Annotated in this window: 13 protein-coding genes; 7 read left to right on the top strand and 6 right to left on the bottom strand. The window is 64.2% G+C overall.

The annotated features are described in order from the left end of the window. Nucleotides 1–17 precede the first annotated feature (17 nt). The 3 genes from JVX98_RS17325 to JVX98_RS17315 all read left to right on the top strand — a co-directional run bounded on the left by JVX98_RS17325 (nucleotide 18) and on the right by JVX98_RS17315 (nucleotide 4,824). Nucleotides 18–1,388, top strand: coding sequence for a PepSY domain-containing protein (locus JVX98_RS17325; protein ID WP_205239292.1), 1,371 nt, complete (start codon nucleotides 18–20; stop codon nucleotides 1,386–1,388). Between the two features lie 174 nt (nucleotides 1,389–1,562). Next, a complete protein-coding gene (locus JVX98_RS17320; RefSeq protein WP_205239291.1) occupies nucleotides 1,563–3,896 on the top strand; it encodes a bifunctional diguanylate cyclase/phosphodiesterase in 2,334 nt (777 codons plus the stop codon). A gap of 139 nt (nucleotides 3,897–4,035) precedes the next feature. After that, complete coding sequence (locus JVX98_RS17315; protein ID WP_205239290.1) at nucleotides 4,036–4,824, top strand: L,D-transpeptidase family protein; 789 nt, start codon at nucleotides 4,036–4,038, stop codon at nucleotides 4,822–4,824. A 73-nt stretch (nucleotides 4,825–4,897) separates the two neighbouring features. Here JVX98_RS17315 and JVX98_RS17310 read toward each other — a convergent pair whose 3' ends face one another. After that, nucleotides 4,898–5,374: a MarR family winged helix-turn-helix transcriptional regulator gene (locus JVX98_RS17310; protein ID WP_205239289.1), complete on the bottom strand. Its 477-nt coding sequence runs from the start codon at nucleotides 5,372–5,374 to the stop codon at nucleotides 4,898–4,900. A gap of 116 nt (nucleotides 5,375–5,490) precedes the next feature. Here JVX98_RS17310 and JVX98_RS17305 point away from each other — a divergent pair, with 116 nt between their 5' ends. Beyond that, nucleotides 5,491–5,913 carry an organic hydroperoxide resistance protein gene (locus JVX98_RS17305; RefSeq protein ID WP_043610962.1) on the top strand — a complete coding sequence of 141 codons (423 nt, stop codon included), beginning with the start codon at nucleotides 5,491–5,493 and terminating at the stop codon, nucleotides 5,911–5,913. A gap of 79 nt (nucleotides 5,914–5,992) precedes the next feature. Here the strand turns inward: JVX98_RS17305 and JVX98_RS17300 are convergent, their stop codons facing one another. After that, nucleotides 5,993–6,280, bottom strand: coding sequence for a DUF1236 domain-containing protein (locus JVX98_RS17300; protein WP_192447517.1), 288 nt, complete (start codon nucleotides 6,278–6,280; stop codon nucleotides 5,993–5,995). Between the two features lie 147 nt (nucleotides 6,281–6,427). On the opposite strand from JVX98_RS17300, the gene JVX98_RS17295 reads away from it, so the two are divergent. Next, entirely contained in the window at nucleotides 6,428–6,670 is a 243-nt protein-coding gene (locus JVX98_RS17295; protein ID WP_205239288.1) for a hypothetical protein, read from the top strand. A gap of 149 nt (nucleotides 6,671–6,819) precedes the next feature. Here the strand turns inward: JVX98_RS17295 and JVX98_RS17290 are convergent, their stop codons facing one another. Beyond that, the gene (locus JVX98_RS17290) at nucleotides 6,820–8,394 is read right to left on the bottom strand and encodes a helicase HerA-like C-terminal domain-containing protein (RefSeq protein WP_192447515.1); all 1,575 of its coding nucleotides are present in this window, start codon (nucleotides 8,392–8,394) and stop codon (nucleotides 6,820–6,822) included. A gap of 250 nt (nucleotides 8,395–8,644) precedes the next feature. On the opposite strand from JVX98_RS17290, the gene JVX98_RS17285 reads away from it, so the two are divergent. Further along, complete coding sequence (locus JVX98_RS17285) at nucleotides 8,645–9,037, top strand: hypothetical protein (protein ID WP_034789243.1); 393 nt, start codon at nucleotides 8,645–8,647, stop codon at nucleotides 9,035–9,037. A gap of 73 nt (nucleotides 9,038–9,110) precedes the next feature. Here JVX98_RS17285 and JVX98_RS17280 read toward each other — a convergent pair whose 3' ends face one another. Further along, nucleotides 9,111–10,313: a CynX/NimT family MFS transporter gene (locus tag JVX98_RS17280; RefSeq protein ID WP_205239287.1), complete on the bottom strand. Its 1,203-nt coding sequence runs from the start codon at nucleotides 10,311–10,313 to the stop codon at nucleotides 9,111–9,113. Next, nucleotides 10,313–10,945, bottom strand: a complete 633-nt coding sequence (wrbA, locus tag JVX98_RS17275) for an NAD(P)H:quinone oxidoreductase (protein WP_090294816.1) — start codon at nucleotides 10,943–10,945, stop codon at nucleotides 10,313–10,315. The genes JVX98_RS17280 and wrbA overlap by 1 nt, the downstream gene beginning before the upstream one ends. A gap of 108 nt (nucleotides 10,946–11,053) precedes the next feature. Here wrbA and JVX98_RS17270 point away from each other — a divergent pair, with 108 nt between their 5' ends. Then, nucleotides 11,054–11,965 (top strand): LysR family transcriptional regulator, encoded by a 912-nt coding sequence (locus JVX98_RS17270; protein ID WP_205239468.1) that lies wholly within the window; start codon nucleotides 11,054–11,056, stop codon nucleotides 11,963–11,965. On the opposite strand, the gene JVX98_RS17265 is transcribed toward JVX98_RS17270, so the two are convergent. Then, entirely contained in the window at nucleotides 11,962–13,122 is a 1,161-nt protein-coding gene (locus JVX98_RS17265; RefSeq protein WP_205239286.1) for an MFS transporter, read from the bottom strand. The two genes, JVX98_RS17270 and JVX98_RS17265, sit on opposite strands and share 4 nt — an antisense overlap. Between the last annotated feature and the right edge of the window lie 34 nt (nucleotides 13,123–13,156).

Raw genomic sequence — 13,156 nt, 5'->3', positions numbered from 1 at the left:
CTTTCCCGGAGAAAACCATGACAACCGCATCCTTCACCAGTGCCGTGGACAGCCCCGCGGCCACAGAGCGCGGCATCTCGCTCTACCGTGCCATCTGGCGCTGGCACTTCTTTGCCGGCCTGCTCGTCATCCCCTTCATGATCAGCCTGGCCCTGACCGGTGGGCTTTATCTCTTCAACGACGAGATCGACGATACCGTTTTTGCCTATCGCAACGTCGTGCCCGCGGGCACGGAGCGGATGTTACCCTCCGCAATCGTCGCCACCGCCGTCGAGTCCGTGCCCGGCAGCGCGCCCGTCTCCTACCGCACACCGGCGGGTGCGGATCGTTCCGCACGGGTCACGGTCGGCATCGGCAAGGCCCGCATGCTGGTCTTCGTCGATCCCTATACTGGCGCCATTCTCGACCGGGTCGCGCCATCGGAGGAATTCAACCAGGTGGTCGAGGACCTGCACAGCCTCGACTATTTCGGCAAGTCGGTCGAAACGATCATCGAGATCGTCGCGGGCTTTGCCATCCTGTTGGTCTTCACCGGCATCTATCTCTGGTGGCCGCGCCAGCAGACCGGCGGTGTTCTGACCGTGCGCGGCACGCCGGCGCGTCGCGTCTTCTGGCGCGATCTCCATGCCGTGACTGGTATCGGGGCCGGCCTGCTGATCGTCTTTCTCGCCTTTTCGGGGCTTTTGTGGTCGGGCTATTGGGGTGCGACTGTCAATGGCAAGCTGACGGCGATGGGGCTCGGTTATCCGGCAGTGCTTTGGGATGAGGTTCCGACCTCCAGCAAGGTGTCGACCGACGTGCTGCCCAAGGCCAATTGGCTGATGGAGAACGCGCCGGTTCCGGCCTCCAGCGGTGCTACGGGTGAGCCGGTCGGGATCGATCGCGCCGTCGCCATCGCGGATGCTGCGGGCATGCTGCCCGGCTACGAACTGGCGATCCCGCTCGACGAGACCGGGGTCTATACGGCAGCGATCTTTCCCGCCGACCTTGCCCGGGAGCGCACGATCCATATCGATCAATATTCCGGCAAGCCGCTCGTCGACATCGCCTTTGGCGATTACCCTGCGCTCGGCAAGGCGATCGAGTGGAGCATCAACGTGCACAAGGGGCAGGAGTGGGGACGTTTCAACCAGCTGCTGATGCTGGCCGCCTGCATTTCCATCGTGCTGGTTTCCCTTTCCGCCGTCGTCATGTGGTGGAAACGCCGCCCGGCAGGGCGCATCGGCGTGCCCCCTATGCCGCCGCAGCGCAGCGTCTATGTGGGATTGTGGCTCATGGCGATTGCCTTCGGGTTGGCGTTTCCGTTGACCGGCATTGCGATCGTCGTCATGGTGATTGCCGATCAATTGCTGATGCGCGTTGCGACGGTGCGCCGGCGGCTGTCCTGAACGAACAACAAGGGGTGGCGTCGTCCACCCCTTCTATCGCCCGCTGCAACTTGGCCGTTGCAACCTCTACACGATTTTTCTACAGTTATTTAGGAAGAGCTAACTCTTGCTCGTCTAACGTGAAGTGGGGAAAGATCGACCAGCGACGCGACGAAGAGCGTCGGGAGGCCTTGCTTGGCGAAGAACACGTCCCGCAATCCGCGATATGCCGCTCTCAATGCTGGCGGCAACGAGGAAACGCGCCGCCTGATCGATGCCAGCAATCGGCTGGCCGAGGAGGTCGCGCGCATCTTTCCGAGCGAACCCGACATTGCCGACCGGCACTACTGGTTGGAGACGATGATCAACCATGTGCCCGACTACATCTACGCCAAGGATGTCGAGGGGCGGTTCCTGATCGCCAATCAGGTGACGGTTGCCGACAACGGGCTCGAAGCCTTGAAGGATATCGTCGGCAAGACCGATTTCGATCTCCATCCGCCGCAGATGGCCAAGGCGATCGCCGACATCGAGCGTCGCGTCATCGAAACCGGCGAGCCGATCTTCGGCATCGAGGAACGAGCCATCGTCAGCAAGGGCCGCGATCGCTGGCTGATGACCTCCAAGGTGCCGCTGCGCAACAAGAGCGGCAAGATCGTCGGCATCGTCGGCGTCTCGCGTGACATCTCCGACCGCAAGGCGGCCGAGCGGCTGCTCGAAGGGCAGGCGCGCCTGCTGGAAATGATCGCCAACGGCCGGCCGCTCGACGCCTTCTTCCGCGACATGATCCTCTTGATCGAAGCCTTGATGCCGGGCATCAAGGGCTCGGTGCTGCTGCTGTCGGCCGATGGCCGCTATCTCTTCCACGGCGCAGCGCCAAGCCTCGACGAGGCCTATTGCGCGACCATCCACGGCGTCGAGATCGGCCCGCGCATGGGCTCCTGCGGCACGGCCGCCTGGCGCGGCGAGCAGGTGATCGTCTCGGACATTATGATCGATCCGCTCTGGGACGATTATCGCGAGCTGGTGGTTCCCTACGGTTTCCGCGCCTGCTGGTCGACCCCGATCCATTCGCGCGAACGCAAGGTGCTCGGCACTTTTGCGCTGTACTCCGAATCGGTCGGCGTGCCCGACGACGGACAGAAGGAACTGATCGCAATGGCGGCGCATCTCGCCGGCATCGCGATCGAACGCAAGCAGGCCGAAGATCGCATCAGCTTCATGGCGCACCACGACGCGCTGACCGGTCTGCCGAACCGTGCGCTGTTCGAGGAACAGGTCGCCGAGGCGCTGGAAGCCTTGCGTGGCAGTGGCCAATGGGCCGTGCTCGCCTTCCTCGATCTCGACAATTTCAAGCTTGTCAACGACACGCTCGGCCATGCCGCCGGCGACGAACTCCTGAAGGTCACGGCCTCGCGCATGCGGGCTTCTGTGCGCAAGTCCGACATGGTCGTGCGGGTCGGCGGCGATGAGTTCATTCTGCTTTTGAACGGGCTTCCCTGCGAACGCGACATCGTGCTGACTCGGCTCGAGGATATCCGGCGGGCGATCGCAGCGCCGATGCAGATTGAGGGCCGCAGCCTGCAGGTCACCTGCAGCATGGGGGTCGCCTGTTTTCCCAATCAGGGCAAGACGGTCGGCGAATTGCTCGCCAATGCCGACATGGCGATGTACCGGGCCAAGGAGCTTGGCCGCAACAACCTGCAGGTCTTCACCGAAGAGATGGCCGCCAAGGCCCATGAGAAGCTCAAGCAGCAGGAAGAATTGCGCCAGGCGCTCGCGCGCGACGAGTTCTTCCTGCAGTTCCAGCCGCAGATGAATCTGGCGAATGGCCGCGTGTTCGCCGCCGAAGCCTTGCTGCGCTGGCGTCACCCCGAACGCGGCACGGTCTCGCCGGCGGCCTTCATTCCACTCGCCGAGGAAACCGGGCTGATCGTGCCGATCGGTGACTGGGTGCTGCGCGCCGCCTGCCGCCAGGCCAGGGCCTGGCAGGACGCCGGCCTGCCGCCGCTGATCATCAGCGTCAACGTTTCGGCGCGCCAGTTCCGCGAGCGCAACTGGGCCGCCCACGTTGCGGCAATTCTCGCAGAGACCGGGCTTGACCCGTTCTGTCTCGAATTGGAACTGACCGAGAGCCTGATCATGCAGGACGTCCCGGGCGCGATCGCCACCATGCACGAGCTGCAGGCGATCGGAGTGCATCTGGCGATCGATGATTTCGGCACCGGCTATTCGAGCCTCAGCGCGCTGAAGCGCTTTCCGGTGCGCCGCCTGAAGATCGACCGGTCCTTCGTCGCCGACATCCCGACGGATCTCGACGACAACGCCATCACCGCCGCGATCATTTCGCTGGCCCGGAACCTCGGCCTGCGTGTCATTGCAGAGGGTGTGGAAAACCAGGCCCAGGTCGAATTTCTACGCCAGAGCGGTTGCGACGAGATCCAGGGCTACTTCTTCAGCCGGCCGCTCTCGGCTCCGGATTTCGAGGCGCTCATGCTTCAGCCCCGGTTCAGTATCCACAGCGTTTGAGCCCTGCCGCCCGCGCGACGCAAGCCTCGTTCCAGCCGTAAATGCAAGCATCGCCCCTATCCGTGGGGGCTGTGCGTAGCATTTCGTTAAGCAAATTCATGCAGCACTCCTCATGCCGCACTCAAGCCCCCAGAGTTCGATGTCCTCTTCAGTCCTTTTCTCCCGTCGCCAGTTTCTTCGCACGTCCGGTGTGGCGCTCGCCTCCGCCGGTCTTGCAAGCTGCACTTCGTCGATGAACACGGATGTCTTTCGCTATGAGACGGCGCCGGTGTTCCGCAATCCAGCGGTCGAGGGACGTTTTACCGATCCGCGCGCCGAAGGCATCTATGAGAGGCAGGATGGCCCAGGGCCGATTCCGACCGGTCTGCCGCCGCAGGGCCTCTATGTCTCGGATATCTATGCCTCGGTGAGCGACAGCGGCTATCAGGTGCCGGAGGTGCCGTTCCGTCAGATCGACGCGCGCTTCTATCGCCAGGAGGTCAGCGACCCCTTCGGCGAGCAGCCGGGCACGATCGTCGTCGATACCGGCGACCGTTACCTCTACCTGATCCAGCCGGGCGGCCGGGCGCTGCGTTACGGCGTCGGCCTCGGTCGCGAGGGTTTCGCCTGGTCCGGCCGCGGCGTCATCCAGTGGAAGCAGAAGTGGCCGCGCTGGACCCCGCCCGACAGCATGGTCGCGCGTCAGCCCCAGCTAAAACCCTATTCGGCCAAGAACGGCGGTATGGCCCCGGGCCTCAACAACCCGCTCGGTTCGCGGGCGCTCTACATCTTCCAGAACGGCCAGGACACGCTTTACCGCGTCCACGGTACGCCCGAATGGAAGTCGATCGGCAAGGCGGTCTCGTCCGGCTGCGTGCGCATGCTCAACCAGGATGTGATGGATCTCTACGATCGCGTCCGCGGCAAGGCGCCGATCCTCGTCATCTGATGACGGGCAGGGGCGGAATCCGCCCCTCTCATTAATGCGCGGCACCTTCTACGTGGAGCGGAAGGCAAGCCGGTCACTCTTCGCCCGGGCCGGCATTGAGCTGTCGCGTCAGCTGATGCAGCGTCTCGCGAATGTCTTCTGCTTGCTTCAGGCTGCATCCCGAAGCCTTGCTGATGCCCGCCAGGATGCCGAAGGCCTCGTTCTTCAGGTCCTGGCCCTTGTCCGTCAGCCGCACGATCACCTGTCGTTCGTCGCTCGGATCGCGCTGGCGGCCGACATACCCGGCTGCCTCCAGGCGTTTGAGAAGCGGCGACAACGTTCCTGAATCCAGTCCGATCTCCTCGCCGATCCGCTTGACGGTCATTTCGTCCTGTTGCCAGAGCGCCAGGAGCACGAGATATTGGGGATAGGTGAGGCCGAAACGATCGAGCAGCGGCTTGTAGGCGCGGTTGAATGCGTGCGCCGCAGAATAGACCGCAAAACACAGCTGCTTGCCGAGCGCGAGTGCTTCCTCGGGAATAGTGTCGCCATGTGCCGCCTTGTTCGCCATGCGCCATTGTCGCAAAAAGACGCCCGAAATGCAATTTGCAAAATTAATTTGCGTACAATTGAATTTTGCGCTATCTAAATCGCATTCACTCAGGAAACGCAAAGGAGACCCCGCCAATGCCCATTCTTTACCGCACCACAGCGTCCGCAACCGGTGGCCGCGCCGGCCAGGCCAAGAGCGCCGACGGCGTGCTCGACGTCACGCTCACCGTTCCGAAGGAACTCGGCGGCGATGGCGCCCGCGGCACCAATCCCGAGCAGCTCTTTGCAGCCGGCTACTCGGCCTGCTTCCTCGGCGCGCTGAAATTCGTGGCCGGCAAGGAGAAGGTAAAGCTTCCGGAAGACACCACGGTGACGGGAACCGTCGGCATCGGTCCGCGCGAAGATGGCACCGGCTTCGGCATCGACGCCGCACTCGAAATCTCTTCGCCGGGCGTCGACAAGGCCGTGCTCGAAGATCTCGTCCAGAAGGCGCATATCGTTTGCCCCTACAGCCATGCGACCAAGGGCAACATCGACGTGAAGCTCACCGTCGCCTGAGTTTCCTCAGATACCCTATTGAAAGAAGCCCGGCGGTCTCCGCCGGGCTTCTTCTATTTCTGGCATGCTTCGTGCCGGTCTACTGCAGAACCTCGATGACCCGCCTGCTTTGCGGGTCGACCAGCACCCTTTGCTGGTTCACGACCACATAGCCGTAGGTTGGCTGCTGCGGGATCGGGTAGACCTCGACCGTGTCGGGCAGGGGCTCGCCCACCACGACGGTGCCGTCATAGGTCACCGATGGGCTGGTTTGCTGAAGGACGTAGGTCTTGACCTCGCCGGGAACGACGACCGTCGTGGTCTGAGCCAGGGCGACGCCGGAAAAGGCAAGGCTCGCTACAAAACTGGCTAGGATGATTTTCTTCATGACAGCACCTCCTGTCCCTAGCCAACGGCCCGGCGACCGATTGGTTCCCCTTGCACGGTGTTGGGCGGTGCTCGAACCGAGGCTTCGGCTGGGCGTTGCTGGAACCTATGGTCCGGCTGGGCGTTGATGAGCAGGAGGTAAAATAGGATGATCGCCAGGCCGAAAACCAGAACCTGCACACTCGCCCAGCGCGAGCTCGAATGCGGAGCCGCGTTGCGCGAGGAGTTCGAACTGCTGACGGATCTCGCCGAGCGGGCAGGGTGGCATTGGGACGAGATCGCTCTGGTTCTACTGGAGCTGACGGACGAATACGCCGCCACACAGCGCGCCGCCGTCGCGGTGAGCGGGCGTCGCCTGAGCGCAGTCACCGTCCCCAAGACGCGGCATTGATGGCGGCACGGCAGGCCGTCGGGCAATGTCACCGCGCCGTTCCGGCACCCCGCGTTGGACTTAAGCTTTCTTCAGAAATTCGGTGCGACGACGCGCCCTGATGGGGTCAGGGCGCGTGGGAATGGATGGGCCGCGTCGGCCGGCCTTGGTTAGCGCCGGCTGAGGCTGCCGAGGATGCCGCGCACCAGGGCGCGGCCAACCTGGGTCGCGACCGTGCGGGCGACCGATTTCATTGCCGCTTCGACGACCGTCTCACGTTGGTAGCCGGAGCTGCGCGGACGCGCCTGCTTGCCGGCCGGTGCCGGCTGATCGTCGTCGCCAAAGCCCGGCAGCGTCCAGCGGCTGCCGCCGGTGCTCGCCTCGCTCGTCTGCTGACCTGCCTGAGCCTGGGCTTCGGCCTGCGCGTCGGACGCCTTCTTGGCGCGTGCTGCCAGGATCTCGTAGGCCGATTCACGGTCGAAATCCTCGTCGTAAAGACCGCGGACCGGGCTGACGTCCATGACCTTCTTTCGCTCGGCCTCGGTCAGCGGGCCGACGCGCGACTGCGGCGGGCGCACCAGCGTGCGCTCGACCATCGAGGGTGCGCCCTTGCCTTCGAGCGTGGAGACGAGAGCCTCACCGGTGCCGAGATTGGTGATCACCGTGGCGCAGTCGAAATCCGGGTTCGGGCGGAAGGTGTCGGCGGCGGTCTTCACCGCCTTCTGGTCGCGCGGCGTGTAGGCGCGCAAGGCATGCTGGACGCGGTTGCCGAGCTGGCCGAGAACCGTGTCCGGCACGTCGAGAGGGTTCTGGGTGACGAAATAGACACCGACGCCCTTGGAGCGGATCAGGCGCACGACCTGTTCGACGCGCTCGATCAGTGCCTTCGGCGCGTCGTTGAAGAGCAGGTGCGCCTCGTCGAAGAAGAACACGAGCTTCGGCTTGTCCGGGTCGCCCACTTCCGGCAGTTCCTCGAACAGTTCGGACAGCAGCCAGAGCAGGAAGGTGGCGTAGAGCCGCGGGTTCATCATCAGCTTGTCGGCGGCAAGCACCGAGATCGCGCCGCGACCGTCATTGGTGGTGCGCATGATGTCGGAAATCTTCAACGCCGGCTCGCCGAAGAAATGTTCGGCACCCTGCTGTTCGAGGATCAGCAGCTCCCGCTGGATCGAGCCCACCGAGGACTTGGAGATGAAACCGAACTGGTTGGAGAGCGCGCTGGCATTGTCGCCCATGTAGTTGAGCAGCGCCTGCAGATCCTTGAGGTCGAGCAGCGGCAGTCCGCCCTCGTCGGCGATCTTGAAGGCGATGTTGAGCACGCCTTCCTGCGCGTCGGTCGCATTCATCAGCCGCGACAGCAGCAGCGGGCCCATCTCCGACATGGTGGTGCGGACGCGGTGGCCCTTTTCGCCGTAGAGATCCCAGAAGATGACCGGGAATTCCTGAAACTCGTACGGGTTTGTCGGCAGGCCGATCTGTTCGGCACGCTTCAAGATGAAATCCTTGGCCTCGCCGATCGCGCCGATGCCGGAGAGGTCGCCCTTGACGTCGGCGCAGAAGACCGGGACGCCGGCGTTGGAAAAGCCTTCGGCGAGCACCTGCAGGGTGATCGTCTTGCCGGTGCCGGTGGCGCCGGTGACCAGGCCGTGGCGGTTGCCGAACTTGAGCTCCAGGTACTCGCCCTTGTTGATCGAATCATCAGGCTTGCGGCTGGTGCCGATAAAGAGCTTGCCTTCTTCCAACATGTGGGCTTCATCTCCGTTTCATCAATGAAAGCGGGCGGTTCGCAGTGTCGCAGGGGCGCGCCGTCATCGAATTGTGCCTGGATTTCTGTTATAGGTGGTGCGGTTGCGCCCGGCAACAAGGCTGTGCCCATCCGCGACCGGAAAGCGGCGATATCGACGGGTCGATAGTCACGGCTCACGGCTTGTTATTTGATGAGCGATCATTTACCTTGACGTCAACGTCAAAAATCCAAAATGAGGGAGTTTCTCCATGAATGAACTGGTCACGCGCGTTGCTGAAAATGTCGGCATCGAGCCGGCAACGGCCGAAAAGGCTGTCGGCATGATTCTCGGCTTCCTGCAGCGCGAAGCCGCCGACGGTCCGGTTGCCCAGATGATCGAAGCGATTCCCGGCGCGTCCGAGCTGATCGCGCAGTACAACGGCGAAGGCACCGGCGGCGGCGGACTGCTCGGCGGTCTGATGTCGGCGATCGGTGGCGGCGGCGTCATGGCGCTTGGCCAGCAGCTGATGAGCCAGGGCCTCGGCATGGGTGAAATCACCGGGCTTGCCAAGGAAACCATCGCATTCGCCAAGGAGAAGGCTGGCGCCGACGTGGTCGACGAAGTCGTCGCTTCGGTTCCGGGTCTCAGCCAGTTCGTCTGATACGGGCGTCTCGACTGCAAAAACAAAACCCACCGGCATCTGCCGGTGGGTTTTTTGTTGACTGCCGCTGGTGTCAGCGTTCGGGTCTGCTTTCCCGTAGCGTCCGTTCGAGTGTGGGCGCCAGCGCGATGCAAAGAACGGCGCCGGCGCCGATGAAGACCGCCCCTGAAGCCCATCCGTAGTGTTCGATTGCGGTTCCGACCGCAACAGGGCCGATGAGCTGCCCGAAGTTGCTGCCCTGCATCAGCAGGCCCATCGCCATTGGCGCAAGCGCCGGACGCGGCGACAGGAGCGGCACCGAAGAGATCAGCGTCGCTGGGATGAGCCCGCCGATCGCGGAAAACAGGATGCAGAGCGCCAGAATCAGATGTCCGCCTGACGGGCTCAGGAAAATCCAAAGGCCGGAGACGCCGGTCAAGAGTGCGGCGCTCGCGACCAGCCTGCCGCGGGCGAAACCGCGGGACAGAAGATGGCCGGCGGCCAGATTGCCGAAGACGTTCACCAGCGTGATGACGGCGCTCAGGAGGCCAACGGTTCCAAGCGAGACCTGCAGGCGCTCGATCAGCAGGATCGGCAGAAAGCTCGAAAGCGTGAAGCTCATCAGGCTGTAGAGCGAGAATAGCACGAAGAGCAGCACGGGGCCGCGGCTCGTCAGCGTTTCCGCGGCATCGTCCCTGAAGCGGGTGGTGACACGCGATGCTTGCCGGGACGGCGAAACGGCGAGGAAGATGGAGGCGAGGCTCGCAAGCGTGAGCAAGCCGTTGCTCCACCAGATCGCCGGCCAGTCGGCAAAGGCGGGCCCCGTCAGCATGGCGATCGCCATGCCCGCGGGCATGAAACAGCTCCAGAGCGCAAAGACGAGGTCGCTGCGCTCCTGCGTCGCCAGGCGCATGAGGATGGCGGGGCCGGCGACGACGACAAGCAGAAACCCGAAGCCCTCGATGATGCGCGACAGTAGAAGCAGCGTGAATGCTGGGCTCGCCGCGCCGGCAAAGGAACCGAACGCCAGCAGTGCCATGCCGATGCCAAGCAGGCGCCGGTCGCCGGCCGCTGTGACGAACGCGCCGGCTGCCATGCCCCCGACGACGCCAACGATGGCGAAGACGGAGGTGATCCAGCCGAGGGCAGAAAGGTTGAGCTCAAGATCGGGCTGAAGCAGCGGGCCGGCAATCAGCCCCTTGCCCACCTGCATCGCCGCGACCACGCCGGCCGCAACAACGGTCATCACGCCCGACCAATCGGTTCTTTCGCGAACAAAGGCTGCGGCCGTGGCCATCAGGCGATCTCCCCAACGCGGGTGCGTCCGGCAACCAGCGCTGCCGCCAGTTCCGCCACGTGGCGCCCCTGGAAGCGTGCGCCTTCCAGCTCGTTGGCGCTCGGCTGCCGGTCGCCGCCATTGCCGTCGTCGGCCAGCGTCGAGGCGCCATAGGGTGATCCGCCGGTGATTTCGTCCATGCGCATCTGGCCTTTGAAGCTGTAGGGAAGGCCGGTGATCACCATTCCGAGATGCAGCAGTACGGTATGCGTGGCGAGTATCGTCGATTCCTGGCCACCATGCTGGCTTCCGGTCGAGGTAAAAACGCTGCCGATACGCCCGACCAGGGCATCGCGCGCCCAGATCCCACCCGCCTGGTCGAGAAAGTTCTTCATCTGGGCGGCCATGTTGCCGAACCGCGTCGGCGTGCCGATGATGATCGCGTCATAGTCGGGCAGTTCGGCGACAGTTGCCACCGGCGCATCGTGGTTGCGCTTGTAGCCGGCCTTGACGGCCACGGCTTCCGGGACGATTTCCGGCACGCGCTTGAGCGCGACGGTGGCGCCGGCGGTGCGCGCACCCTCGGCGACGGCCTTCGCCATGGTCTCGATGTGGCCGTAGGAGGAATAGTAGAGCACGAGCACCTTGGTCATTTCGGTTTCCTTTTTGTGGGCGGCATTGCCGTTCACAGAAAAGATGGGTGCTTTTCTCGATCTATTGGAGTGATATAATTTTCATCAAGATGATCTATGGAATCGATCATGCTCGATGCGCTCACTCTCGATCAGATGCGGACCTTCGTGACCGTCGCCGAAAGCGGAAGCTTCCGGGCCGGTGCCGCCAGGCTCTCACGGGTGCAGTCGGCCGTCAGCCACGCCATCGCCAACATGGAGGCCGAACTCGGTGTCGCCCTGTTCGACCGTTCCGGCCATCGGCCGGTCCTGACGGCGGAAGGGCAGGCGCTGCTCGCCAACGCCCGCGACATCCTGCTCAGAGTGGACGCCATGCGCGCCCGGGCACGCGGGCTCGGCGAAGGCATCGAGCTTGAGCTTTCGCTGGTCGTCGATACGCTGTTTCCGATCGAGACCGTCGGCCTGGCGTTGAAGGAGATGCGGGGCGCCTATCCGGATGTGTCCATCCGGCTTGCGGTCCTGCCGCTCGGCGGGCCGGTCGATGGCCTGGTCGATCGCCGCTTCACGCTCGGCATCACCGTCGGCGAGGATTTCCGCGATCCGGCGATCGCCCGCCGGGCGCTTGCGACGGTCGAACTCGTCGCGGTCGTCGCTGCAAATCATCCCTTGGGCCTGCGCGCAGGGGGAGATGCGCTCGACACTGCCGAGCTTGCGGACCATCTGCAGATCGTCCTGTCGGATCCGTCGCATCGTACGGTCGGGCGCGACTTCGGCGTGCTCTCGCCGCAAACCTGCCGCGTCAGCAGCCAGGACACGAAACATGCGATGATCCGTTCGGGCCTGGGCTGGGGTCGGTTGCCGTTCTGGCAGGTGGAGCGCGACCTTGCCGAAGGCCGGCTCGTGCGCATGCCGACGGCCGCCCTCGGCCGCAACAGCCAGGTGGGGGCCGAAGCCTATCTCGTTCACCGGATCGACGAGCCGCTCGGGCCGGCCGCCCGCGTCTTCAACGAGGCTCTCGCCCGGATCTGCGCGGAGGGCTAGCGTCGGCCGTTGAGCGCGAAGGCAAGCGTGAAGACCACCAGCACGACGCCCACGCCGATCGGGCCAGCGATCGGGTTGATAAAGTTCATCAGCGCGCCGGTCGCGCCGGAGCCAGCGGCACTGCCGGCGGCATAGGCGAGCGAAAAGGCGGCACTGCCGGCAACCAGCATGCTGCCGCGATACTCTTCCCCGAGCATGGTGAGTGCTGCCGTATAGAGCGCGAAGCTCGCCGCGCCGATGAAGGCGAAGGTCAGAAGCAGAGCGATATCGGACGACAGCAACGGCACGAGCAGATAGCCGCTGGCAGCGACCGCGGCCGCCGAGATCGCCACCCGGCGGCGCGGCAGCCGGTCGAGAAGCACACCGATGAAAGGCTGCGCGAGTGCCGTCGGTATCGCCAGCGCCGTGACGCTGAGCGCGGCAAAGGCCTGGCTGTGGCCCGTCTTGACGAAATAGACAGGCATGGCCGAGATCGCCGCGATATCGGCAAAACCGAACATCAGCACCATGAGGATCAGGATTGGCGCCTTCTTGAAAAAGGCAAAGAGGTCACGCGTCGAGGTGGGTTCCGGCCGGGTGCGGGCGCCCATGGTCAGCAGCCCGGTGAGGAACGCGACCAGCGCGATGTAGATCGCCAGGAGGGCAAAGCCGAGACCGCCGCTGGTGCCAAGCAGGGGGATCGCCAGCGGACCCGCGGCAAAGCCGCCGCACATGCCGGCACCATAGAGGCCGGAGACGCGGCCGCGCAGCCGGTCCGGGCAGGCGGTGTTCAGCCACGCTTCACCGAGCATGAAGACCATGCTGACGAAAAAGCCGAGCGCAAAGCGGGCGATAAACCAGATGACGAGTTCCGACGTCGAGGCCAGCGTCGCGAGACAGATAGAACAGCCAATCAGGCTGGCGATGATCAGCTTGTCGGCGGAGGCGAACCGGGTCAGCCGGCCGAGAATGAGGGTCGCAACGCCGAGACCGGTGGCAAAGCCCATGGCGTTAAGGCCGATCATGCCGGCCGAGACGCCGCGGCTCTCAAGCGAAAGCGAGATCAGCGGATAGGTGAGCCCCTGCGCTACCGAGAAGGCGGTGACACCAAGAACGACGGCGATGATCGCCGGCCAGTCGGGAGCAAAATCGCTCGCCTGCGCCTCATGCAACGACATCGCCCCCCCCCTCTGATCGGTGTCTTCAAGGCGA

The organism is Ensifer sp. PDNC004 (assembly GCF_016919405.1).
Classification (GTDB): Bacteria; Pseudomonadota; Alphaproteobacteria; order Rhizobiales; family Rhizobiaceae; genus Ensifer.
Note: the sequence above shows the minus strand (reverse complement) of the source record. Positions and strands in the feature narration are given on the sequence as shown.